Here is a 23,611-nt window from a genome sequence, read left to right on the forward strand (position 1 = left end):
ACGACAGCTACCGCTACAAGGCAAGCTCGGAAGCCGCGAAGAAAAAGAGAAAGGAAACGCCGGCATTGACCGCAACAGCGTGAGAGCAGTTTGGGAATGTGCACCATGCCCGTCGCGATCGTCAGACCAAATTCCGCGGCATAGCCCTATCCGCCTCTATCTCCCCGCGGCAGAGCGGTCAGACCAGACGCTTACGACCGAGACGCTGTAGCCACAATCTGACCGACTCGTGGCTCACATCGATGCCACGCTCGTGCAGGAGATCCTCGACGTTCCGCAGTGACAGGGGAAATCCGACGTACAGCATAACCACCAGCTGGATGATCTCGCGGCTCGTGCTAAAGTAGCGAAACCGGTTGGGAGTCGTCATGGCCAGAGTCTACGGCTCGCCCTGCCCCGCTCAAGCCCATCGCCTTGACACCTCCTGCTGTGGAAATATTTAAAGAGCACGTTTCGGCAGGCCGAGAGGCTACGAGACTGCCCAGCCCGTCTCAACCGGTTTCCTTCTGACACCACCTAAGCGACGCTTTCGCCGCCACTTATAGCCTGCCATGCCGAGATACCGATCTGCCCTGTGCATCGGGGTTCAGCCGCCATACTCCTCGACCAGCTGCGGCTGCATCGAATAGCTGACAGAAACCGGGGCCTGTCCGTCGACATAGCCAACCGTCTGAACCGAACTCTGGGCGACCATGGTCCCGGTGATCCATACCGGGGTGAAAAGACCGCTAACCTCGATGCCCTCGGGATACACGACATGGACGATCTGGTTAGCGGGCGGCGGCGGAGTATGGATGCAGGCGCCGACCGTAGGCACGAGGAGAAACTCGACGACCTTACGACCCTTAAATTCCAGGGGCAGAACATAGCCCGGCAGGCGGACGCTCATGCCAACGAGGTCTTCGTTCACCTCGGTGGCCGCAGCTTCACGTTCTTCCATGATCGCGAGGCGCGCGGCGAACAACCAGTCGACATCGAGGCCCTCGTCGGCCAATTGTTTGCGCAACGCTTGCGCTTCGGCGCGGGCTTCAGCGTCATCGCTCCGCTCTGCCCGTGCCTCGAACCGTAGGATCTGGCGCAAGCTGTCCATCTGATCATCGGTGAGGTTCTCGAACGGGTTCTCAATCACGGCGGCAGGAGATGCAAGCGTAGCCCACGAGATTTCCTGAGGTTCAGTCGCCTGCGCGAAGCCCGGAGAAAGGGCAAGCGAGAATATCAAGACGAGACGGGCGAACATGGTCATGGAGGAATCCCCTTCATTTATCATAGCCGAACCGACAGCCCGTCGGCCAGCGTCATGCGGTAGACCCGGACCGCCGGGATGAGCGAGGCGAGGAGCCCGGCGCAGAAGATGACGAAAAGGGTGGCCATTTCGCGCGCACCGAAGACATTCAATCCCAACCTCAGACCGAAGCGGGCAGACAGGATCGGGTCGGTCACGAACGTGGCCACCGTGAGCAGAACAAGGCCAAGGATCAGCCCCGCCGCGGTGAGGATGGCGGCCTCGGCGACAATTAGCGCAAAGATACGGGTGGGCGTGGCGCCAACAGACCGCAGAATCGCGAATTCGCGGCGGCGTGTGTCGAGGGTCGCAGAGAGCATGACCACCATGCCGATCATCCCTGCCAAAGCCACGGCCCACGCCATCAGTCGCATCGCGCGCTCCGCTGTCCCGGTAATCCCCCAGAGCTCGGTGAGCGCGACCGCCGGGAGGACTGCGCTCAACGCATCGGAGGGGCGTTCGTTGATGGCCCGCTGCAGACCAAGGACATTCGTCCGATCGATCAGCCCAACGTAGACGGCATTGATCCGGTCCGGTTCGTGACTGTGTTTGGCCTCCGTGCCTTCGTGTTCGCCATGATCTTCATGATCGTCATGCCCGTCATGCCCGCCATGATCGTCATGATCGTCATGATCGTCATGATCGTCATGATCGTCGGTGGGCATGGCGGCCGGGTCGAGGGGGTCGGCAGCAGGCGCATCTTCTTCCGCATGCAGGGCGTCGAACCCTTCGAGCGTGACGAAGACCATCCGGTCGACGGCGGTACCCGTCGGCGCGAGCACACCCGATATTGTGAAGGGCGCGTCGTCGTGCAGGTCGAAGGAAACCTCGCCCGAGCCGTGGGCGTTGACGATCACCGCACCGGGGGCATAGTCGAACCGCGCCGCGACCTCGGCCCCGACCACGGCGGCATCCGCCCCGTCACCGGAAAGGAACGTGCCTGCGGCGAGGGAGAGAGGCTGACCGCCAGAGTGCCGGAAATGCTCGAAATACGATGCATCCGTCCCGATCACCGGATAGCCGCGATGATTGTCGCCCATCTGGATCGGGACCGCCCAGGCCACCTCGGGCCGATCTTCCAGCCACTCGAAGCTGTCCCATGTCATGCCCGTCCCGGTGCCGCCGACGCCGAAGACGGTGGCCATCAGGATCTGCACCGAATTGCCGCGCGGCGCCACGATCAGGTCTATCCCGGACGCGGAGTTGGCAAAGCTGTCACGCGCGCCGTCCCGGAGCCGTTCAACACCGAGGATCAGCGCGACGCTGAGGCTAATGGCCAGCACGGTCAGGCCGGCCACGAAGCGGCGGTTCCACAGGCTGCGCAGGCTGAACCCCAGCATCAGGCCGCGCCACCGTTTAGGGCGAGAAAATCTACACTGCGGTCGAAATGATGCTCCAGGCTGCGGTCATGGCTCACGAAGAGCAGCGCGGTGCCCGCTTCGGCGCACTCCCTTGCCAGCAGGTCGACAAAGGCCGCCTTGGCCACCTCATCGAGCGCCGAGGTCGGTTCATCCGCAAGGATAAGGTCCGGCTTGCCGATTAGCGCGCGCGCGGCAGCAACCCGTTGTTGCTGGCCCACGCTGAGCTCGCTAGCCGGCTTGGATGCTAGGGACGGATCCGACAGACCCAGTTCGTCGAGCAGATTCCGGGCCGTTCCCGCAGGATCCTCGCCCGAGCGCTCGAGCCGACGCTTGGAGAATGTACAGGGAAGAAGGACGTTCTCGAGCGCGCTCAGCCATGGGATCAGATTGAATACCTGAAAGATCATGCCGATATGATCCACCCGGAACCGGTCCCGCGCGCCGCCATTCAACGCGCCTACGTCCTTGTCCGCAACAAGTATGGCCCCCGTGGGCACATCGACCACTCCCGCAATCGCCGACAGCAGGGTCGATTTTCCGCACCCGCTGGGACCATGGAGAAACAGGCGCTCGCCGGACGCCAGAGACAGCGCGCCAATACCCAGTGTGCTGCGCGCCGCGACCGGCCACCGGTAGACAAGTCGTTCAATTCGCAATGGGTGCATAAACCGGCCTCGCGGACAAAAAGCCGCCCACCGCGCTTTCGCGGCGGGCGGTCGTTGTTACTCCAGCGTGTTCTTGTAGATCACGCCGTCCTTCATGATGATCTTGAAGTTCGAGTTGGGGTCGGCGACCAACTCGATGTTTTCCAGGGGATTACCTTCGACGAGCAGCAGGTCGGCATAGGCTCCTTCCTGCACGACCCCGAGCGGACCTTTCTGATAGGGATGCCGCTCACCCGCCATCTTGAAGAACTCTTGGTTGATGCTGGTTGCCATTTGCAGCGCCTCGACTGGTGTGTACCAATTCGTAAGCTTCACCAGCTGCGCGCCCCAGCGGTCGATCATGGCAGGATTCTGCTGCATGTCCGTACCGAAGCCGACATTGACATCGTATTTCCTGGCCAGCTTGTAGGCAGTGTCGGTTCCACCAAGCATCTGATCGTACTTGCGGTTGTTGAACTCTCCATCCAGAGGGATCCTATCCTCGTCGTCCAGGAAGGGTTGCAGGCACAACCATGCGTCAGTCTCCGCAAGCATCTGCGCCGTTTCCTCGTCGATCATCTGGCCGTGTTCGATGCTTCTGACGCCAGCCTCCAAGGCGTGCTGAACCGCTTTCGCGGTGTAGGTGTGAACGGTGACGTAAGTGTTCCATCTCTCGGCTTCCTCGACGATCGCGTTGAGTTCCTCAAGACTGAATTGTGCGCCGTCCAGGGGATCGGAAAATGACGCGACGCCACCGCCTGCCATCGCCTTGATCTGTGTGGCCCCGCGCATCAGGTTTTCCCGTGTGCGCCTCAAGACTGCGGGCACTCCGTCGGCAATCGCCGTATGTCCCAGAATTTCCTGGTCGATCAATGCACGGCCTTCGGGGCGCAGCAGGACATTGGGCAAGCGCATTTCACCGTGACCGGAGGTCATCGTCAGGTAGGCCCCGGAGGGCAGAATGCGCGGCCCCACGAGGCGCCCCTCGTCAATCAGTGCCTTGACGCCAAAAATGTTGCCGCCCACGTCGCGCACGGTGGTGATGCCCTGCATCAACGTATGCTCTGATTCGAGGGCAACCTTGATAATGTTCTTGAAGGGATCCCCGAAAAGCAGTTCGGGATTGGTGACTGCGATCGAATGCGAATGCCAGTGGCAGTCCGAGAGGCCCGGCATTAGTGTCCGTCCATCGCCGGCGATGATCGTCGCATCGCTGTCAGCAGCCACGTCAGCACCAATCGCACTGATCATGTTTCCGGTGACCAGCACATTGGTTGCGTCGCTCAGTTCCGTTCCGACACCGTCGAAAACGCGCACGTTCTCGAACAGGACTTGCGTTTCTTTTACGTCCTCCTGCGCTCCCACGACCGAAGCCGCGAGGGCGAATGCAGATGTTATAAACGTTTTGCGCAGCATAATTCTCACTCCATATCGGATTTGTAGATCACGCCGTCCTTCATGATCAGGGCAATGTTTTTCGAGTCCATCAAAAGGTGAATGTCTTGGGTCGGGTCACCGTCGACCAGAATGATATCCGCGTAAGCTCCTTCGGCGATGACACCGAGCGGACCATCTACGTACGGGTTCTTCAAACCGCTCAGAGCGAGAATTTCTCCGTTCACACCGGTGACTTGTTGCATTTGCTCAATGGGTTCGTAGAACTCGTCACGAAAGGCGAATTCCTGCCGGAAAGTAGCAAAGATATCATTTGCTCCGAAAACATCACTTCCCCAGCCCGTCTTGACGCCGTGTTCAATGCCCCATTCGAAGGCTTGGCGCGCGCCTGCATTGACCTTGGCCAACTTGGCATTCTGGATCGGGTCCTGAAACAGTGGATTGCTCGAGACGTCCTGAAGCGCGAGAAACGCCTGTGGGATCCAGTAGACGCCTTCCTCGGCCATCCTCACCATGGTTTCCTCTTCCATGATCAGGCCGTGTTCAACGGTTCTGACGCCTGCATCGAGGGATGCCACAACGGCGTTATTCACTTGGGCATGTACCGTCACATAGGTGCCGTAACGCTCAGCCTCTTCCACCGCTGCGTTGAGTTCTTCCTGGGTGTACTGAGCTGCCTCCAGCGGGTCTTTGAAGCTGGTTACGCCGCCACCTGCGTGTACCTTGATTTGGGACGCTCCCCGGAACAGCATTTCACGGACAGCGGCGCGCACGTCATCCACGCCATCAGCGATGATAGTGGTCTTCGTCGTGTTGGCGACACCAGAGGCCGCAAAGCCGTCAAACCTCGGGTGCCCGTCGTTCGTCATCCGGAAGTCGCCATGTCCGGATGTTTGAGTGATACTGGCGCCGCCGCAGTAAATCCGTGGCCCTGGTGAAACGCCCGCGTCGATGACATTCTTTACGCCAAAACAATTTCCACCCAAGTCTCGCACAGTGGTAAACCCGGCATCCAAATAGGCCTTCGCACGTGCTGCGCCGCGAGCCCCTTGTTCGAATGCATCCTGCGTCATCAATTGCGTCACGGGATCCGAATGCAGCATGATGTGCGTGTGAGTATCGATCAGCCCCGGCATAAGCGTGCGGCCGCCGCCGTCGATCACCCGACCACCGGCAACCACAACATCTTCGGTGGTGATCTCCGCAATCAGGTTACCGTCGATGACGACATTCGCGCCCTCGATCAGTTCTTCGCTCGACCCGTCGAAGACATTCACATTCGTGATGACGATGGGTCCCGTCGGGTCGTTCTGCGCCCCCGCCACGGGAGCCGCCAGTGCGAAGAAAGAAGTTATCATAAATCGTCTGAGCATTGCGTTTTACTCCATATCATTTTTGTATATGACACCGTTTTTCATGATCAGGTCGAAGTTATCTTCGGGGTTTGCGACGAGGCTCAGATCTTCCAACGGGTTCCCATCGACAAGGATCAGGTCTGCATAGGCACCAACGCTGATCTCGCCCAGCGGGCCTTTCTGATAGGGATGACGCGGCCCAGCCATTTCCATGAGTTCAGCATTGTCCGAAGTCGCCATCTTAAGCGCTTCATAGGGCGTGAAACCAAGCTTTTCGAGCTTACTGAGATATTTGCCCTGTTTGGCAGCCATTTCCGGGTCCATCAACGCGTCCGTACCGAACGCAATCTTTACCCCGATTTCCTTGGCCATCTTGTAGACCTTTTCGGTGCCAGCCGTTGCGACAAGCCATTTCTTGGTGGACTCTGCGGTCGGGAAGACCATGCGGTCTTCGTCGTCCAGCAAGGGTTGGGTGCTGAGCCAGACGCCTTTTTCTTTCATGAGTTCCAAAGTTTCGCGTTCAAGCAGCATCCCATGTTCGATGCTCTTGATTCCGGCCTCGACGGCCATCCGGACAGCTTCGTCAGCGATTACGTGCGCTGCGACATAACTATTATAGCTCTCAGCCACGTCCACGATCGCCTTCATTTCTTCCAGCGAGTATTGGCGCACGTCTAGAGGGTCAAAGATCGACGCAACACCACCGCCGGCGGCTATCTTGATCTGACTGGCTCCCATCCGAAAGATTTCACGCGCACGCTTTCGAACCTCTGCGTCTCCGTCACCAATTACAAAAAAAGCCGTGCGCCCCCAGTAGTCCATCGTACTGTCAGCTGGCACGTCGTGCGGCAGGCGATAATCATAATGTCCCCCGGTCTGCGTGAGCGGCGGGCCTGCGACCAGCATGCGCGGTCCGACAAGAATCCCGCTATCAATCAGTTTCTTTAAAGCAAAGCTATTGCCACCAAGGTCGCGAACCGTAGTGAAGCCACGCATAAGAGTGCGCTCGGCCGTCGGAACTGCCCTCGCCGCGATCTCGTAGGCGTCGCCAGTCAGAAGAGTAGTCTGAGGCACCTCTGCCATAGTCACGTGCCAATGTACGTCTGACAACCCCGGGATCATGACCCGTCCGTTTGCGTCGATCACGGCAGAGCCCTCGGGAGGTGCCAAAGCGGCACCGATTGCCGCAATCATGCCGTCTTGGATCAGAACATCCTGCCCCTCGATCAGATCAGGCGACAAGCCGTCGAAGATACGCGCGCCGGTGATTACCGTGCCAGGGTCGGATGTCTCCTGCGCCGCGGCTAGCGACGCCGCCACACAGAATACGGCCGTTATCAGTTTCATCCTGTTTTTCATGTCAGTTCTCCAGAGCGTTTTTGTAGATAACTCCATCCTTCATGATAAGGACAAAATTGGTGTGCGGGTCGGCGACAATATCGATGTCCACCAATGGGTTACCGTTGACGAGGATCAGGTCGGCATAGGCTCCTTCGGTGATCTCGCCCAGCGGGCCCTCCTGGTAGGGATGGCGGGGGCCGGCAAGTTCCAAAAGCTCGGCATTGTCCGAGGTCGCCATCTTCAGGATCTCGTAGGGTGTGAACCACGGCTTCAACTTCGTCAGGAACTGGGTCTGCGACTCGGCTGTCTTCGGGTCGAACAGCATGTCGGTTCCGAAGGCGATCTTCACCCCAATCTCCTTTGCGAGTTGATACACCTTCTCAGTGCCATCTGTGACCTGAAGGAATTTCGCCGTGCTGACCGGATCATCGAACGCCAGCGCGGTCTCGTCATTCAGGATTGGCTGGGTCGAGAGCCAGACGTCGTTTTCCTTCATCATTCGAAGGGTTTCTTCGCTGAAGAGCATACCGTGCTCCAGCGACTTCACGCCCGCCTCGATTGCCACCTGCGCGGCATCGTCGGTAAAGATATGCGCCAGAACGTATGTGTTGTAAGTGTCGGCGACCTCGACAAAGGCTTCCAACTCGGCCCGCGTGTATTGCCGGACGTCAATCGGGTCATAGAGCGAAGACACGCCGCCGCCTGCCGCGATCTTGATCTGCGAGGCACCCATGCGCATCACCTCGCGCGTGCGCAGAATGACATCGGGCACGCCGTCCGCCTGGAGCATCAGCCCATTGGCGTACCAGTACCACTGCGAGTCGCCTTGGTTCATCGGAACCGCCTGGTAGGGGCGATAGTCGAGATGGCCTCCGGTTTGCGTAATGGGCGGCCCCGAGGGCAGAATGCGCGGACCGACAAGTTCGCCCGCATCGATCATCTTCTTGATCGAAAATGGATTCCCCCCGGTATCACGGATCGTTGTAAAGCCGCGCATCAGTGTTTTTTCGGCGCCAAGCGCTCCGCGGATCGCAACTTCCGAGATATCACCGGATACGACCGTACTTTGCGGTGTGTAAGCGTAGGTCGTGTGCCAGTGCGCGTCGATCAAGCCGGGGATCAGCGTGCGGCCGCCCCCGTCAATCACCTTGCCGCCGGCCACGGCCAGCGGCTCGGTCGAGATGGTCTCGATCAGGTTGCCGTTGATCACTACATTGGCGTTCTCGATCAGTGCCTCGTTCACGCCGTCAAAGACATTTACGTTGGTGATCAGGGTCTGGTTGGATGCCTCCTGAGCGAACACGGCGTTCGCTGAAACCGTAACAAGAATGGCGACAAGATTTTGAATTTGCATGGTTCTTTCTCCAAATAATACCCGAAACAAGCTAATTGGACTTCCGCCGTCTCGAGAAGTCCATAACCTGAGTCTCAAGTTGTAGATGCACAGGGCAAAACACGGTGGCAAACGCCCCCTGCCCCGCAAGATCAGATGCTGAGGCTGCGTTCTCTTCAGCGATGCGGTCCAGATCCGGGGCAACCAACTGCGCAAGCGGATCGAGGGACGAGACGCCAAGAGTTCCTACCATCTTCTCATCCCTATCGTTGGCCGACGCGATCGTCCCGATTGCGACGCAAATGCTCGCTACAATCGCCAGGCTTGGACGGATAGGTGGCCGCATCACTCATCCCCGGTTTGGCGCGACACGCCCGCGTCAGCACCGCTGTCAGGCTGACCCAGCGCGCCGGGGTCGATGGTGAAGCCGGTAATCGTGTGCGCCTTCTCCCAAGCCTCGAATGTGACGGGCTCGAAGCGGCCCTTTTGTTCCACCGGGAAACGGATCGACTTGCCCGGACGAACATCCAACTGGAATTCGCTTTCCTTCACGACAGGCACACCGCTCACGATGACATAGGGAATGCCCGTGGTCGGCTGACCCTGCTCACCGGCCTTGTAGGTGGCATTGTCTTTCACGTTCTCCGGATCGAAGATCGTTATGTCGGCGACCATACCTTCCTGCAGGCGGCCCCGCTCCTGCATCCCCTCAAGACCTGTCAAGCCCAGGTGATATGCCGGCCAATAGGCCATCTGCGCGATCGTGAACATCAGTGGGACGCCTTGCTCGCGCCCGCCGGCCAGAACCTTGCCGCGCGTGCCCGCAGTTCGCGGATGACCGACATATTCTTCGGGCGGCAGGTCCCAGGAGTCGATCCCCTTGCCGGACCACATTGCATCGGAGGCGACGATCATGTGCGGCATTCTCTGCCAGTAGGGGAGCCATTCGTCACGTTTGGGATTGAAGGCAAAGATCGAGCGACCCGGAAACTCTGCGGAGGTTTTCTCCCACTCTTCTCGCGTCAGGAACTTGTCCTGAACCGGATCGTAGATCGTCTCTTCGTAGGGTCGCCCACCCGAAATGATCGCGAACTTGTCCGGATGAAAGAACTCTGCGGAGATCGCCGTCGAAGCCGCCGAATAGGGATAGTATTCCGACCAGACGTTGTATCCTTGCGCGCGAGCCTTCTGAAGTTTCTCCTCGTTCTCCCACCAACCATACTCGTTGTTGTGGTTAAGCGAGAACGGAGCATCCAGCGCCAGCGCGTTGGCCAGCAATTCGCTGGTGCCTAGCGGACCTTCGGGGTTGGAGGGGTTGCCGTGGAACCGCACATGCGCGCCGAGGAAGCGGCCGTATTTCGCCGCGATTTCTTGGGTCTTGAACATTTCGAAGGTGGTCACGCCTTCGGTCATGTAGCCGATGGTCGAGGAAATTCCGATTGCACCCTGACGCAATTCTTCGTCGATATAGGTTAGGATTTGGTTGAACTGATCAGAGTTGCTGCGCGTAACCGACCAACCCGGCACACCATCCTGCACTGCCTGAGCGCGCAGGTCGAAAACGCTGGTGGCATCGTGCCAACCGCTAGTATCGACCTCGGGGTCATGGACTCGGGTCCGTGTCATCTCCTGACTGACCCCGGTTCCATAGTTGAGCGGCCAGCCGGTTGAATCCTTTTCAGTATACCATTCGGCTACGTTAATTGCACCAGCCTCCAGATCCATCCCGGTAGTCACGCCGTCAAGCGCGGCCAGCTTCAGCGAGAGCCCGTCGAGGGCGTGGAAATGCAGGTCTATGAAACCGGGCGCGACGATATGGCCTGATGCATCAATGGTTTCGGCGCCGGTGATCTCGCTTGGCGTGATGACCTCGATCCTTCCATTCTTGATACCCACGTTGAACTGCCCGTCAAGCATCGTTTCGGGGTCCATGACCCTCCCATTCAGGATGACCAGGTCATAGTCCTGCGCATGTGCGGTCGACCATGCAAGAGAGGCCAGTAAGGCGGTTGAAATTATCTTTTGCATAAAGTTCTCCGTTTCAGGATTCCGTTGACTAGATCGTTAGAACCGTTGCCCTTTGTCTCAGAAGTTCAGAATCTTGTATCCAAACTGCACCGACCAATCGGCCGGAGCGTCGCCGCCGAAAAGGACACCGGGTTTGATGAATAATTGGCTGTCGCCGCCAAATGCCTTGCCCGTCATGATCCCAAATGTGACCTGCAAGCTGCCGAAGGTCGCGTCGTTCTCCCAGTCGTGGATGATCGCCGGGTCGAAGGTCATGTAGTATTTCGACGTTGGGAGCTTGGGCACATAGTAGAAGTCGATAGTTGTGGTATTGACGTCCACGCCCAGGCTGTTGCCACCTTCGAGCCCGAAGGTGTGAACTATGGCTGGCGAAAAGATCGACCCGTTATCGAGGAACCACGCGTAGTAGGCAGAGGCTTCGGCAGCAAATTGACCATAGCCTGCCGTCGGCGTCTCGGCCGTGTCCAGAAACAGTTCGAACGTGGCCGCGGCGCCATTCTTTTCGGTTACGCCGAAGACCTTGATGAACATGAGGCTTATATCGCCAAGCCGCATTTCGTTGCCCACGGAAGGATTGGCCGCTGCAATGGCTGCCGTATCCCCAAAGGTGGGGTTAGCGTTGAACGGACTGTCCGAGAAAGGCACGGTCAGTCGGAAGGATTGGCTCATATCGCCGAAAGGCTTTGTATAGGCAAACTCGAGCAGACCCGTGTTGAGGTTGGAATCGATCTGATTGAACTGGTACTGAAGCGCGATTTGGCTGGTGAGCTTGATGGGGTTTGTCCCGTTGTTGATTTCCTCCTCCGCCAAGGTCGCGCTTGCGAACGCGATTAGACAAGCGGCCGAACTGCACAAACGCGCGTATCTCCCGGCATTTCCCAACCCTGAACAGTCGCGTTTTGTGCTTATGCTTCGGATGAAATGAGTGTCACCGTGTTGTTCCACGTTTCGTCTCCTTATGATCAAGCGGCTCTGTATGCACAGGTTCAACCGGCATCCGCCTGGTCGGATCTGCTCCTTAGTTCCTTAGCCGAGTCCTGAGGGCGCGCGCTCATCAAAACGATGCCCGGAACCGCAAGCCGAACAATGCAACCGTATCCTTGTTTGGGTTCAGGGCCGGGTTCTTGATGATCTGAACGCTCGGCGTCAGCTCCAAGCCTTCGGTCAACTGCCATTGCTGAAAAACCTCCAGCGTGTACTGGTCTCTTAAATTTGGCCCAAAGGTTGTATCATTCGGCCGACTCCAGTTGAGACCCACACCGAGCAGGTTTCTCCCAGGCTGACGGGTGTAACCGAAACCCGCGCTCACGGCGGCCTCGTAGAGGCTGCCGCCATCGTCGGCCCAACCTCCACGTATGAAGGGCAGCCATGCATCTCCCAAAACATGAGTGTAGGAAAAGGCAATGCCGTGGCCTCCCGGCGTTCCTGCCTGTTGACGCGCGTCGATTTGCCAGAAGGTTAGATGAGCATTGTTGACGAAAAGCGCTTCGGCACCCGAAGTCCAGCCGATTTCAAGCGACTTGAATGTTTCGCCTTGATCGAACAGAGTATCAAAACCACTAATCGGGTCGGTCGGATCCGCATTGGCATCTGCGATCCCTGCTGAAGCATATATGTTATCGGTCAGGAACCCGCCGACCATTGCCCCCAACGCCCCGTCCGGCAGGCCTCCGATGGTTCCGGACCCGGTCTGAAACGCAATGTTGGAAAAACCGGTCCAGGGGCTGGCAAGGGCATAAACATCGACGAAATCCGTCACATCCAACCACCCAATATAGGCTGCGCCGCGTCCTTGGGCGAATTCCTGTTGCCAATAGAGATGCGTTGCACGCCAACCTTGATCGCTGAACACTGAGCTGTTGAGACCAGCATAGCCCAATTCCCCACCGAAGCCCGTGGGCGGCACCGTAGTGAACGCGTGTCGGTTTTCGAACTTGAAAATCAAGCTACCGGTATTAGGACCCTCACGGTTGACCAGATCCCATGTCCCGAAAAGACGAAAGGCGCCGCTGGCACTTTTCCTTTCTCCGAGGCTAGAACTCGCAGTGTATCCAAGTACGTTGTAATCGATCCCAAAATCCAGCCCGAACCGCTCCTTTATGCCCGCTTTCCAGTCGTCAAAGCCCTGCTGAGCATCGACGTTCAGCAGGTCGTCTTTTTCCTGCGCATCAGAGCTGAGAAGGTTAGGCGTGGAGTCAGGCCCCGACAGCACGCTACTCACCTGCTGGGCCAAAACAGTGGACGGCAAAACGAAGGCTGGCAACGACAGAATAATCGGCAAAGCTGAAAGTCGGCAAAAGGTCGAAAAATTCAAAACTTCTAGATCCTCGTTTGGCTTAGACGGCACAGCTCGCTCATGGTTTTGCAACTTCAAAGGCAAAGCCGTTCTGGTCTTGAACCTGCTTCTTTACTCACGCTCCTTTAAGGTTATGTCATAAGTGGGGTTCTTCCATCACGAGAACGGGCCTGAATCCTTCGCTGTTCAGGCCGAAAATCCTTTATCTACAGGCTTTTTGCTCAAAAACTAAACATGAGACCAAAAGTTCGTCACTCTATCGGGCTGTCAAACGCCAAAACTGAAGAAATTTCTGGAAAACCGGCGGGTCTCCAGAAGATTGTAAGTTTTGCGGAACAACTACGCGGTATGCCGATAAGAGAAGGTCATCTAGCGTTACTTGACGCGGGTGCCCCGAGCCTTTTCGGGAAAAAATTTGCAGGAAAGATGTCTTCGGTGTCTCGGATGTATCTTCCGGGCCGTTTCACTGGCTACACCGTTCCTCACCGTGAATGGCTAGCTTGGCACATCCCGTTGTCATGGATAGGCGATTACATCTTCGACGGGCAGGAGGTCAAGCCGGGCGATGCCTTCATCACCGGCGATCCCAACGGCTATACAGCGCACGGCAAAGGGCGGGATAATCTAACAATAGGAGTTTATCGACCAGCGCTGGAGGAGGCCTTGCGTGCGCTTTCGGGTCAGCCCGATTTACGGTTGGATATGAAATGGTTGAGGTTCAGGCCTTCGAGGCGGCTAGTGTCTCAGGCGCTTAGACTTCAAAGCAGTCTCTCTCAAAACGACACGAAAGAAACCGCAAACGGGGTACACAAGTACCTTGGTACGCTAGATCGGGATTTTGTGGATGTGCTAGCGCACGAGTATTTCACGACTGTTGGCAACGCACCGCGCTTTCATGGCGCGCGAAGGCGGGCCTTTGATATCGCAGCGGAAGCACGACGACTGACGTTTGATACACCGGATGCGCCTCCGAGCCTGTCACAGCTTTGCAGCTTGTTGGGTGTTGGTGAGACGCGGCTTTTCGAGGCGTTCCATGAAATTCACGGGCTCGCACCAAGTGAGTGCCTAATGGCCTTGAGACTAGGCGCAGCATATGAGCGGTTGACCAACCCTGCCACCCCGCCCAGGTCGGTGAAAGAGGTGGCGCTGGATGCCGGCTTCACCAAATCCGGCTATTTCGCCAGAAAGTTCCAAGAGCAGTTTGGCAAACTGCCCTCGGCGGTGCTTGCTGAAACACGAGCGGTTCTACGGGATACCAATTTTACTTGTTCAGCCCCATAGCGATCCAAGGTTTTCAGATCGCCGGACTGGTCGACAGTATTGTCCGCCCTATGAGTGCCGAAGACGCCACTGCCAGTTCGCAGTATCTTTGACGGGCTGCAGTGATGCACACCATCCCGGTCCTCCCGACAGGCGGCGACAGAAAACTGATCCAGACATTTGGAAGCATATTGATCCCGATAAGCGCGAGATCGTGTCCAATCGCCATTGTATGGCCGCCGAACGCTGTCGAGCCAAGGTACGGCAACAGCGCGAGACATGGTTCAGGCACCGTATCCCGGCGGTGTCGGCACAGCCCGGGCGCGTTGTCTTCATTGACGAAACCTCGGTGAAGACAAATCTGATCCCACTCAGAGGATGGGCACCGCAAGAGGATCGGTTGATCATACCGCAGGACGATCAGAGTCGATAACGGCAGTGATTTCATCTCGCGGGACCTCGATCTCTGGGCCTACGCCAACGACGTTACCCTCGACTTCTCTTGGCCTGGAAAGCCCACGGACAATGGCTTCACTGAGGCGTTTGGCAGCAAGCCCCGGGCGAATTGCCTGAACGCACACTGGTTCGTGAGTCTTCCAGGTGCCCGCGAAAACCCGGAAGACTGACGTCGGCACTAAAATGAGGACAGGCCTCGCAGTGCAATCGGATGCAACGTCCCGATTAACATGCATTATCCCGATGGCGTCACCAGCCCGTCATCGTGACAGAGCCGGAAAAATGCTGCTTCTGGCGGTCCAAGATTGGGGCTCAGAGCACAAACCCACAGGCTCTTGTTATGGGCGAGGGACCGGTGGGGGGGGGTAGGTCATCCACATGCAAGCTATTTCGGCTTCTTTGTGACGCACTACTCTTTTAGGTTCTCCGGATCGGGGGGGGCATCTTTCCGGGGCCCGATGACCAAAGCGCGCGCAAACTGTGCAAAAAGCGCCACGAATACCCCTACACCAACGAAAACGTAGAAAACCGTGAAAATCTTACCGAACTCGGTAACAGGGTAGAGATCACCAAGGCCAACTGTCGATATGAGCATCACGGAAAAATACAGGCTGTCGAGCCAGGACCATCCTTCTACCATCCGGTAGAAGGTCGTCCCGGAAAGCAGAAGCAGGATTGCAACTGCGATCCCGGCCCTGAAGGTTTCGTCGGACCAAGAACGACAAATCGCCTTCAGGAAGCGCAGGATGGTAAGAGCAAACGGAAGCATCGTGTTACAGGCTATACATGCTTGGGAAACAGCTTTCTATCGGTTTCGTGTCAATCACCGCAATGCTTCCGTTTGCGATATCCGGGGTTTGCTTTATGAACGAGGCGTCGCCATGGCCCAGTCGATCATGCGTGCCAGACAGCGGATCTCGGAAATTCTGAATTAACACCGCGTCCGAAGCGCGCTTGGCATTGGTGCTGACATGAAACATCCTCCCGCACTGGATGAACATATGGCCCGCCCGGTCTGCAAGTTGTTTTTGGTTCAAGCTCTGCGCAGTCTGCATCAACGTATCCGGTCTCAGGGTCTTGCCCTGGCCAAGATGGGGTTCGCGCGCCGGCATCCTCATAATCACAACGGTCTGTCACGACCATTCACTTTCTCCAGGTTTTGCCGCCGCCGATCAACTGTCAGGCCATCTCCTCTCAACCACTCGCAGGCAGGGCAACCGGCGCCGTTCGCCAGTTGCCCGTCTTGTCAGGCTGCTACCACGCGCTGGTAGCCCTGTTCCATTCTGAGCAAAGCCCAGATCGTTCGCGCAAGCTCTGCCGCCAGTGCCACCACGACCACATTTTTGTGGGCACGGGCCGATAGGTCGCGAAGCCAAGCCCCCAGTTGCGATGGTTCATAGATCAATCTGTGTAACACCGCATTCGCACCATGGATCAATGTGCTGCGCAAGTATCTGCTGCCGCGCTTTGAGATACCTAGGAGCTTCTGCAGACCGCCTGTCGAGGCCTGCCTTGGGGTGAGCCCAAGCCACGCCGCCAGATCGCGACCACGTCCAAAAGCTTCTGCATTGCCAACCGCTGCGACGAAGGCGGTCGCGTTGATGGCGCCAATGCCTGGGATGCTCATCAGACGCTGCGCCGCCACGTCCTCCCGAGCCATCGCCATGAACTCCTTGTCAAAGGCCGCGATCCGCGCGTCCAGAGATCGCCATTGTGCGCGCATGTCTTCGATCAGACCTCGAATTCGAGAGGATAGATTCGGGTGTTCCTCATCGGCAAAGACGGTCAACTCCGCTTCGAGTTTCTTGCGACCCTGGGCGACCGTGATGCCGCGCTCCAGCAAAAGAGAGCGCTGGTTGTTGATCAGAGCGGTTCGTTCCGACACCAGCCGAGACCGCGCACGATGCAGGGATTGCACATCGGACTGTTCATGTGTCTTGATCCGAACAAACCGCATTGTAGGACGCGTTGCGGCTTCAGCAATCGCCTCCGTGTCGCGGTCATCATTCTTCTGCGCCTTCACATAAGGTTTGACGTTTTCCGGCGACATGAGCCGAACATCAAAACCAGAGCTAGGGTCAGGATCTGTAATTTGCGGAGCTTGGCGGTGTTTCCCTTGAGGGTTTCAAGGATCTGTCCGCACTGATTGCTTTGAGGCGATCGTGCTGTATCGGGTTTCACAAGGCCGAACGTTGCATTGACTCGAAGCGGGCTTTTGGGCCCATCCGGTAACCTTCGCAGATCGTTCGTCCCTGCGTTCCCTCTCGGGACACCGCCCTCGGATCAGCTTTCTGGCTTCACCGCTGGCAAATGATTTCTATCTCACCTCACGCTTCGAACAAAGTGCCGTCACGCAGCATCGCGTGCATGATAACAGCAAGCCGCCTGGCAAGCGCCACGCGCGCCTTTCTCAGGCCTCGGCGTTTGGCGATCTTCTGGGCCCAGGTTTTGAGGGCGAAGTTGCCACGACTGCGCGTCAGGATCGAATTGGCCGCTTCGTAGAGCAGCTTGCGGACCATGCTGTCACCCTGTTTGGTGATGCGTCCCGTCCAGTCGATTTCCCCGGATTGGTGACGCCTGGGGACCAATCCGAAGTAGGCGTCGGCGGTGCGAGATTGCCGGAAGCGGTCCGCTTGATCGATAGCCGCGGCGAAAGCGGCAGAAGTTTGAACGCCGACGCCGGGGATGCTCATGAGCTGTCTGCAGGCCGACGATTGGTGAGCGAACTCACGCAAGACACGATCCAGTTGCCTGATCTGTTCCACCAATCCGGCCCTGGCGGCGACCAGCGCCGTGATGCTCTGGCCAAGGCCCGGTATATCGGCAGCAGTCATCACCCGGTCGATGAATGCCTTGCCCTGCCCGGGGCCGGGTTTGAAGCCGAATGTTGCACATATTCCTCGGATCATGTTGTCGAGCCGCACCCGGGCTTCGACGAGATGGCTGCGCGTCGCAATGACGGTACGCACGCCATGGGCGGCCGGAGATTTGACATGCACCTCCTTGTAGAAGCCTGTCCTGGCAAGTTGCGCCAGCCCGGCTGCGTCATGCGGGTCAGTCTTGTTCGCCTTTAATGCCTTTAGGCTCTGATGCGCCTGCCGTGCGTCGATGCAAACGACGGGAACGCCGAGAGCTCGCAAACCGTGGCAGATTGCCGGCGACATGCGGCCGGATTCGATCACCGCCCGCTCAATGTCGCCGACTCGATCCAACGCACATGCGATCTTGTCAGGGGCGCTCTCGACCTTAATCGAGGCCACTTTCCCACCGTTTTCATCGACGATGCAAACCTGCGTGCTGTCCATCGACAGGTCCAGTCCGGCATAGTGTTTCATGGTTGCGTCCTTCCTTCAGCTTCGACAGCCAGAAGTGTGAGCCCTCTTTCAGCTCCGAGGGAAGCGGCCACAAATTACCCGATGACTTATAGCCAAAAGATGACGGCTGCTGCGAGAGCGATGGCTGAGAGGAAGACCTTCGGGCATCTATCGTAGCGGGTCGCAACACGCCGCCAATCCTTGAGCCTGCCGAACATGATCTCGATACGATTTCTCCGCTTGTAGCGGCGCTTGTCGTACTTGATCGGCGTCTTGCGTTGCTTCCGGCCGGGAATGCAGGCGCGTATGCCTTTGTCTTTCAACGCTTCCCTGAGCCCCGATGGCCGTGCCGAGCTTCAAGCTCTGGTCGCCGACCGCAACACCCCCCGTAAGCTGGTCTGGCGGGCCGAGATCGTGCTGGCGACGGCGGATGGCCACGGCACCTTCGAGATCATGCGGCGCGCGAAGACGTCGAAGCCGACGGTCTGGCGTTGGCAGGAACGGTATCTCGACGCGGGCGTGGCCGGGCTCAAACGCGACAAGACGCGGCCGTCGCGGGTGCCGTCGTTGCCTCGGAAAACGCGCCTGAAGGTGATCGCCAAGACGGTGCAGGAGAGCCCGCCTAACGCCACCCACTGGAGCCGGTCTCTGATGGCCGAGGCGGTGGGCATCTCGCCCTCAAGCGTGGGCCGCATCTGGGCCGAGGCCGGTCTGAAGCCTCACCTGACGAAGGGCTTCAAGGTCTCGAACGATCCACTGTTCGAGGAGAAAGTCACCGATATCGTCGGGCTCTACCTCGATCCGCCGGAGCGGGCAGTGGTGCTCTGCGTCGACGAGAAGTCCCAGATACAGGCGCTGGACCGGACCCAACCGGGGCTGCCGCTCAAGAAGGGCCGCGCCGCCACCATGACCCACGACTACAAGCGCCACGGCACGACCACGCTCTTCGCCGCGCTCGATGTCAAATCCGGTGTCGTCATCGGCGAGTGCCTACCCCGCCATCGCGCCAGGGAATTTCTGAAATTCCTGCGCCGTATCGACCGCGCGGTCCTGGGTCTGCGCGACGTGCACCTGGTGCTCGACAATTACGCCACACACAAGACGCCCGAGGTGATGGCCTGGCTGGCAAAACACCCGCGCTTCAAGCTACATTTCACTCCCACCAGCGCCTCATGGCTGAACCTGGTCGAACGGTTCTTCGCCGAGATCACGTCGAAACGCATCCGCCGCGGAAGCTATTCCAGCGTCGACGACCTGGAGACCGCCATCTACGACTACCTGCTGCAACACAACGTCAAGCCGAAGCCCTTCATCTGGACCAAAACGGCCGACGACATCCTCGCCCGTGAGCGCCGCGCCCTGAACGCCCTCGATGAATTCCGGGGAAACCGGTAGCAAGTGTCAGATTCGGAACACTAGTTCAGATCGCCGCGGATCGGCTGGCCCGGAAACACATCCATGACAACCCGCGAATCATCAACGACTATGCTCCCGTTCACAATCACGTACGGTATGCCTTCGGAGGCCAATCCACCCCGTTTCTCGGTGGCCATGTCGGCAACGTTTTCCGGGTCGAAGATGGTGATGTCGGCATCGGCGCCTTTCTGGATACGGCCCTTCTTCGCCATCCGAGGAACACCATTTCTTTCCATGAAAACCGCAGGCATGTAAGTCATCTTGGACACCGCCAGCATCAACGGCATCAGATCTTGTTCACGCACTAGCCTCAGGACCTTGGCATGTGACCCTGCCGCACGCGGATGGGCCTGCACTTCCTCATAGGCGACATCCCAACCGACGGCCGTCTCACCCGTGGCTGAAACAACAGAGGTGAACGCATCGCTTTCCACCAGAGTTTTCGGGTCGGCAAGGGCCTCGAGCATGATTTCTTCTTCAACACCCACAAACAGGATCGGTGCGGTTGGCTCGTTTGCTATCAGTTCCTCGTAGCGCTCCTTCGTCAGCGGCTGCATGGTCGCCTGTTCGGTTATGTCTTCGTAGCTGCGCCCCATGTTCGGACCGTAGTTCAAGGGATCCAAGTAATCGGCGCTGATGACCGAAGCGCCGAAATTGTAAGGATAGATTGCTGCAACGACGTCGATACCGGCAGACCGTGCATCTTTGATCATGTCGAGGGCGTATGGAGTATTCCTCAGCGTCTGTTGATGGATGTGGCTCACGTAGAGGCCGCCGCCATAAATCGCGACACTCGAAAGCGCCTCCTGAACGGACATGATGCCTGTCGTTGGTGGAAGATTGCTCGAAAACCGCCCATGCATGACACTGAAACTGCCATATTCGCCTGCAAGGCGGTGCATCTCGACCATCTCCTGCGATGTCAAATTGGCGGTTGCGTAGCCGACAGGATTACCAAATCCGAGCCCACCCTGTTTCAGGCCTTCTTCCATGCGTTGCACGATCTCGGCAATCTGATCGGAATCCGGCCTTGACTGGAGAGCGTCAAGCGTGAAGTCCATGGTCGGTTCCGTGAGCCCGCCATCCAGAAGATATGAGCCGTACTTGCTGTTGTAGTCCGGGTTCATGACGGATTCTCGAATACCCAGGACAGACACGCTCGCGCCGTAGTTCGTTTTCGACTTGCCTTCCAGCCGCTCATAGTAGAGCGATATTGGATATGCACCCGCCTCCAGCTCCAGCTGGGTTGTCACACCGTCGCGCAAGGCCTGTTTTTGACCAAACGGCAACCCACCGACATGGTTGTGCATATCAATGAAGCCTGGTGCCACAACAAGACCACTAGCGTCGATTTCTTTCGAGCCCGAAATATCTTCTTCAGTGATGGCAGAGATGGTGCCGTCAACGACGCCGACATTAGCCACGCGGTCAAAACCGGTTTCGGGGTCCATTACCCGGCCATTCTTGATGACGAGATCGTAGCTTTGAGCCAACGTCAGGGTCGAGCTCGAGGTCAAGAGTGCCGTGGCCAGAGCAAATATTCTCAAAATCATTTTTTAAACCTCCACTTAGCCACAAACTTTTTTACTCGTCTAAGCGCTGTTTCAATTGTACTCGGCCTATCCACTACCAAACCAGTATGTGTTCCAATCTATGGTCCAGCTCGCGAAAGACCATTTCATTCCATTGCACCGCTCCCCAACATTGGACCGACAGACGCTGGATTTTTCCGGCTGTCTCCCGATGCAGGGCTGGTGCCGCCATCGGGCCAATGCATGTCAAGCGGGACGATGTATTCGATCGCGCCTTGGGGCCTGTCCTCGTTGTAGTTCCTACGCCAATCCTCCAGCTTTTCCCGCGCATCTGCAAGGCTCATAATCCAGTGTGGGTTCAGACATTCGTCCCGGAGCTTGCTGCCAGATGCCTCAATGAAGCCATTGTCCGTGGGTTTGCCGAGCCGAGAAGTGCGACGTGACGTCGTTGGCGTAGGCCCAGAGATCGAGGTCCCGCGAGATGAACTCGCTGCCATAGCATGAAGGGAAGAAGCGCTACCGACAGGTCATGGCCACGCGCGCAGCCTTCATGTCGCGCAGCGGGTGGCTAAGACTGGGTCTCAGGTCCACAACAGTGTTTTTGCTGAACCATACCGCTGAGAAGACCGGCTATGACCGCTACCCAATCTACCGCTTTGACCGTCCTGGTCGCCATCGACATTTCCAAGCATCGCCACGAGGTGCTGATCCGGATCTGCGTCCATTCGGGCTGAAGGTCGGCCGCGTCGCGGCGAGGGACTTCGAGGCCCGGGTGCGTGAACTTGTGGAGGGGCACCCGAACCTCGAGCTCTGTATGTCCGCATTGCTTCGCGGGCGCGCCGAGATGCAGACGCAACTTGCCGAACTCCACCGGGCACTTTTGCGTCTCACGGCTAACGACGAACTCTGCCGCCGGTTCATGACCATCCCCGGAGTTGGCCCGGTCACGGCACTGGCGTTCAAGGCGACGATCGACGACCCGGGGCGCTTCCGCCGCTCGAGTGATGTCGGCGCTCACCTTGGTCTGACACCGCGACAATACCACTCTGGAGAGACCGACGTGAGGGGGCGCATCAGCCGGTCCGGCGATACCTTCACTCGCACGGCGCTCTTCACTGCGGCCCACGTCATGCTCACCCGCTCGCGCCAATGGACGTCGATCCGAGCCTGGGGCTTGAGGATCGCAAAGCGGAGCAGTCTGAAGAAGGCCTACACCGCCATCGCGGCTAAGATGGCGCGCACCGTACACGCCGTGATCAAACACGGCGAACCCTATCGCCCCTTCTTCGAGGGGGCGAGCCCAGGCGGAAGCACCCTTGTCTGATAAGAGCCGTGGAGGCAGTTCGCTGACCTCGTAGATAATGTTCAGGTCTTCCGCTTGGGATTTTGGATCTCGTCTTAAGGACGGTGAGGGCCGCCATCACGTGTACCCTGTGTTTGCTATGGGAGAAACCGCTTCTTGACGGCAGAGACCGCTTGGGCAACCATATCAGGGCATTCGGGACACCGGATGTCCCATGACCTGCTGACTTAAGCAGCCAAATCTTCCCGATATAGGACGTTGTCGCTGACTACCATGCAGGTATAGCCCCGGATCTCAGCGATACGGTCCAGTTCGCGAGCCACCCTGACGCCAGAGATTGAGGTATCGACGACCGTGGCCAGGCGCTCCTGGCTGAAGTCGTTGATCACGCACATCACCAGCAACCGTCGTCCGCAGGACAGTGCGTCAGACACCAAGTCGAGGCCCCAACGCTGGTTATTGGGCCGTGCGGGATCGCCATCGGTGCCCACGCGCCAAGCGCCCGCTTCGGCAGTCGCGTTTTCGCACCATGAGCCGCTCTTCACGGTCGATGCGGTAGAGCTTCTTCCAGTTCACGCCCCCGCCCTCTCGGCGGAGCAAGATGTGCAGCCGCCGGTAGGATTGGTATTGCGGGAATTTTCACTCAGCCAACATTATGGATGAAATCAAAACCGTTGCCCAAGAGAGAGGTATAGAAACGCTTCACCTTGATCGTTGACCGCGTAATCAACGGCGTAGTCCAACCCGAATTTCTTGGCGATACGATACCTCAAACCTACGCCAGCCGCGGCTCCGCCGTTTTTCGTCGAAATGGCGCTGATGCTTTCACCGCCGCCGCCGAGACCGGCAAACGCGACATAACCGAAACGTTCAGAGAAGCGGCCTCGATACTCCACTTGGGCGGAGGCAGACCAGTTTTGCAAGTTGTCCAGAGTGCCAAATCCACGCAAGCCGTCAGAGAAACCAACACCGCAAGAGTCAAAGAATGGCGCATCACGGCCAGCACCGCAGACAGAGGCAATGACGGCAAGAACACCATGTTCCCCAATCGCGTTGTAGGTAGATGCGGAAGCCACGCCTTTGTAGTAACTTCTGTCCGATATCGTAAGCAGGTTTCCGAATGCCTGATCCGTGATGCCCGCGCGCGAAATCTTTCCCGAGATCAGTACGCCGGTCGTCGGATAGAAAGTGTTATCTCGCGTATCCCAAGTTGCATGTGTGTTGATTTTTGCTGAGAAGTGACCCGGTATTTTTATCGAGATTTGACCCAGCCTTGATTATGTCTCTGCGGTTAT

The 23,611-nt window shown here is 58.0% G+C and carries 18 protein-coding genes and 6 pseudogenes; 4 read left to right on the top strand and 20 right to left on the bottom strand.

Annotation, left to right across the window (positions count from 1 at the left end):
• Positions 1-196: 196 nt before the first annotated feature.
• From OEZ49_RS23130 to OEZ49_RS21940, 11 genes and pseudogenes are all read right to left on the bottom strand, one after another.
• Positions 197-370, bottom strand: a pseudogene (locus OEZ49_RS23130) (IS6 family transposase); the annotation flags it as partial.
• Between the two features lie 216 nt (positions 371-586).
• Entirely contained in the window at positions 587-1,243 is a 657-nt protein-coding gene (locus tag OEZ49_RS21895; protein ID WP_263390288.1) for a DUF3299 domain-containing protein, read from the bottom strand.
• A gap of 20 nt (positions 1,244-1,263) precedes the next feature.
• Entirely contained in the window at positions 1,264-2,622 is a 1,359-nt protein-coding gene (locus OEZ49_RS21900) for an ABC transporter permease (RefSeq protein WP_263390289.1), read from the bottom strand.
• A complete protein-coding gene (locus OEZ49_RS21905) occupies positions 2,622-3,308 on the bottom strand; it encodes an ABC transporter ATP-binding protein (RefSeq protein ID WP_263390290.1) in 687 nt (228 codons plus the stop codon). Before OEZ49_RS21905 ends, OEZ49_RS21900 begins: the two co-directional genes overlap by 1 nt.
• 57 nt (positions 3,309-3,365) lie before the next feature.
• Positions 3,366-4,703, bottom strand: coding sequence for a metal-dependent hydrolase family protein (locus tag OEZ49_RS21910; RefSeq protein WP_263390291.1), 1,338 nt, complete (start codon positions 4,701-4,703; stop codon positions 3,366-3,368).
• A gap of 5 nt (positions 4,704-4,708) precedes the next feature.
• Entirely contained in the window at positions 4,709-6,055 is a 1,347-nt protein-coding gene (locus OEZ49_RS21915; protein WP_263390292.1) for a metal-dependent hydrolase family protein, read from the bottom strand.
• A 6-nt stretch (positions 6,056-6,061) separates the two neighbouring features.
• Complete coding sequence (locus OEZ49_RS21920) at positions 6,062-7,396, bottom strand: metal-dependent hydrolase family protein (protein ID WP_263390293.1); 1,335 nt, start codon at positions 7,394-7,396, stop codon at positions 6,062-6,064.
• Position 7,397: 1 nt separating this feature from the next.
• Positions 7,398-8,732 (bottom strand): metal-dependent hydrolase family protein, encoded by a 1,335-nt coding sequence (locus tag OEZ49_RS21925; protein WP_263390294.1) that lies wholly within the window; start codon positions 8,730-8,732, stop codon positions 7,398-7,400.
• A gap of 324 nt (positions 8,733-9,056) precedes the next feature.
• The gene (locus OEZ49_RS21930) at positions 9,057-10,739 is read right to left on the bottom strand and encodes an amidohydrolase family protein (protein ID WP_263390295.1); all 1,683 of its coding nucleotides are present in this window, start codon (positions 10,737-10,739) and stop codon (positions 9,057-9,059) included.
• Positions 10,740-10,796: 57 nt separating this feature from the next.
• Positions 10,797-11,684 carry a hypothetical protein gene (locus OEZ49_RS21935; protein WP_143028639.1) on the bottom strand — a complete coding sequence of 296 codons (888 nt, stop codon included), beginning with the start codon at positions 11,682-11,684 and terminating at the stop codon, positions 10,797-10,799.
• Between the two features lie 109 nt (positions 11,685-11,793).
• Complete coding sequence (locus OEZ49_RS21940) at positions 11,794-13,053, bottom strand: carbohydrate porin (RefSeq protein ID WP_263390296.1); 1,260 nt, start codon at positions 13,051-13,053, stop codon at positions 11,794-11,796.
• 216 nt (positions 13,054-13,269) lie between these two features.
• Here OEZ49_RS21940 and OEZ49_RS21945 point away from each other — a divergent pair, with 216 nt between their 5' ends.
• Together OEZ49_RS21945 and OEZ49_RS21950 are read left to right on the top strand one after the other, a co-directional pair.
• Entirely contained in the window at positions 13,270-14,316 is a 1,047-nt protein-coding gene (locus tag OEZ49_RS21945) for a helix-turn-helix domain-containing protein (protein ID WP_263390297.1), read from the top strand.
• A gap of 386 nt (positions 14,317-14,702) precedes the next feature.
• Positions 14,703-15,020 (top strand): annotated as a pseudogene (locus OEZ49_RS21950) (integrase core domain-containing protein); the annotation flags it as partial.
• Positions 15,021-15,160: 140 nt separating this feature from the next.
• On the opposite strand, the gene OEZ49_RS21955 reads toward OEZ49_RS21950, so the two are convergent.
• From OEZ49_RS21955 to OEZ49_RS21975, 5 genes and pseudogenes are all read right to left on the bottom strand, one after another.
• A complete protein-coding gene (locus OEZ49_RS21955) occupies positions 15,161-15,520 on the bottom strand; it encodes a potassium channel family protein (protein WP_263390298.1) in 360 nt (119 codons plus the stop codon).
• 4 nt (positions 15,521-15,524) lie between these two features.
• Positions 15,525-15,863 (bottom strand): hypothetical protein, encoded by a 339-nt coding sequence (locus tag OEZ49_RS21960; protein ID WP_263390299.1) that lies wholly within the window; start codon positions 15,861-15,863, stop codon positions 15,525-15,527.
• Positions 15,864-15,997: 134 nt separating this feature from the next.
• Positions 15,998-16,819 (bottom strand): annotated as a pseudogene (locus OEZ49_RS21965) (IS110 family transposase); the annotation flags it as partial.
• Between the two features lie 259 nt (positions 16,820-17,078).
• Complete coding sequence (locus OEZ49_RS21970; protein WP_263390300.1) at positions 17,079-18,086, bottom strand: IS110 family RNA-guided transposase; 1,008 nt, start codon at positions 18,084-18,086, stop codon at positions 17,079-17,081.
• An 86-nt stretch (positions 18,087-18,172) separates the two neighbouring features.
• Positions 18,173-18,397: pseudogene (locus OEZ49_RS21975) on the bottom strand (transposase); the annotation flags it as partial.
• On the opposite strand from OEZ49_RS21975, the gene OEZ49_RS21980 reads away from it, so the two are divergent.
• Positions 18,372-19,460, top strand: a complete 1,089-nt coding sequence (locus tag OEZ49_RS21980) for an IS630 family transposase (RefSeq protein ID WP_263390301.1) — start codon at positions 18,372-18,374, stop codon at positions 19,458-19,460. The pseudogene OEZ49_RS21975 and the gene OEZ49_RS21980 overlap by 26 nt on opposite strands.
• A 20-nt stretch (positions 19,461-19,480) precedes the next feature.
• Here the strand turns inward: OEZ49_RS21980 and OEZ49_RS21985 are convergent, their stop codons facing one another.
• Together OEZ49_RS21985 and OEZ49_RS21990 are read right to left on the bottom strand one after the other, a co-directional pair.
• Positions 19,481-21,034 carry an amidohydrolase family protein gene (locus OEZ49_RS21985; protein ID WP_263390302.1) on the bottom strand — a complete coding sequence of 518 codons (1,554 nt, stop codon included), beginning with the start codon at positions 21,032-21,034 and terminating at the stop codon, positions 19,481-19,483.
• A 194-nt stretch (positions 21,035-21,228) separates the two neighbouring features.
• Positions 21,229-21,508: pseudogene (locus tag OEZ49_RS21990) on the bottom strand (integrase core domain-containing protein); the annotation flags it as partial.
• 55 nt (positions 21,509-21,563) lie between these two features.
• On the opposite strand from OEZ49_RS21990, the gene OEZ49_RS21995 reads away from it, so the two are divergent.
• Positions 21,564-22,337, top strand: a complete 774-nt coding sequence (locus tag OEZ49_RS21995) for an IS110 family transposase (RefSeq protein ID WP_450103990.1) — start codon at positions 21,564-21,566, stop codon at positions 22,335-22,337.
• A gap of 236 nt (positions 22,338-22,573) precedes the next feature.
• On the opposite strand, the pseudogene OEZ49_RS22000 reads toward OEZ49_RS21995, so the two are convergent.
• Together OEZ49_RS22000 and OEZ49_RS22005 are read right to left on the bottom strand one after the other, a co-directional pair.
• A pseudogene (locus tag OEZ49_RS22000) lies at positions 22,574-22,934 on the bottom strand (IS3 family transposase); the annotation flags it as partial.
• Between the two features lie 47 nt (positions 22,935-22,981).
• The gene (locus OEZ49_RS22005) at positions 22,982-23,587 is read right to left on the bottom strand and encodes a BamA/TamA family outer membrane protein (protein ID WP_317853194.1); all 606 of its coding nucleotides are present in this window, start codon (positions 23,585-23,587) and stop codon (positions 22,982-22,984) included.
• Between the last annotated feature and the right edge of the window lie 24 nt (positions 23,588-23,611).

This window comes from Ruegeria marisflavi (assembly GCF_025673445.1).
GTDB lineage: Bacteria > Pseudomonadota > Alphaproteobacteria > Rhodobacterales > Rhodobacteraceae > Ruegeria_B > Ruegeria_B marisflavi.

Coding starts and splice junctions, on each gene's coding strand:
- OEZ49_RS21895 (WP_263390288.1), bottom strand. CDS start 1,243: ATGACCATGTTCGCCCGTCTCGTCTTGATATTCTCGCTTGCCCTTTCT.
- OEZ49_RS21900 (WP_263390289.1), bottom strand. CDS start 2,622: ATGCTGGGGTTCAGCCTGCGCAGCCTGTGGAACCGCCGCTTCGTGGCC.
- OEZ49_RS21905 (WP_263390290.1), bottom strand. CDS start 3,308: ATGCACCCATTGCGAATTGAACGACTTGTCTACCGGTGGCCGGTCGCG.
- OEZ49_RS21910 (WP_263390291.1), bottom strand. CDS start 4,703: ATGCTGCGCAAAACGTTTATAACATCTGCATTCGCCCTCGCGGCTTCG.
- OEZ49_RS21915 (WP_263390292.1), bottom strand. CDS start 6,055: ATGCTCAGACGATTTATGATAACTTCTTTCTTCGCACTGGCGGCTCCC.
- OEZ49_RS21920 (WP_263390293.1), bottom strand. CDS start 7,396: ATGAAAAACAGGATGAAACTGATAACGGCCGTATTCTGTGTGGCGGCG.
- OEZ49_RS21925 (WP_263390294.1), bottom strand. CDS start 8,732: ATGCAAATTCAAAATCTTGTCGCCATTCTTGTTACGGTTTCAGCGAAC.
- OEZ49_RS21930 (WP_263390295.1), bottom strand. CDS start 10,739: ATGCAAAAGATAATTTCAACCGCCTTACTGGCCTCTCTTGCATGGTCG.
- OEZ49_RS21945 (WP_263390297.1), top strand. CDS start 13,270: ATGAGACCAAAAGTTCGTCACTCTATCGGGCTGTCAAACGCCAAAACT.
- OEZ49_RS21955 (WP_263390298.1), bottom strand. CDS start 15,520: ATGCTTCCGTTTGCTCTTACCATCCTGCGCTTCCTGAAGGCGATTTGT.
- OEZ49_RS21960 (WP_263390299.1), bottom strand. CDS start 15,863: ATGCCGGCGCGCGAACCCCATCTTGGCCAGGGCAAGACCCTGAGACCG.
- OEZ49_RS21970 (WP_263390300.1), bottom strand. CDS start 18,086: ATGAAACACTATGCCGGACTGGACCTGTCGATGGACAGCACGCAGGTT.
- OEZ49_RS21980 (WP_263390301.1), top strand. CDS start 18,372: ATGCCTTTGTCTTTCAACGCTTCCCTGAGCCCCGATGGCCGTGCCGAG.
- OEZ49_RS21985 (WP_263390302.1), bottom strand. CDS start 21,034: ATGATTTTGAGAATATTTGCTCTGGCCACGGCACTCTTGACCTCGAGC.
- OEZ49_RS21995 (WP_450103990.1), top strand. CDS start 21,564: ATGTCGCGCAGCGGGTGGCTAAGACTGGGTCTCAGGTCCACAACAGTG.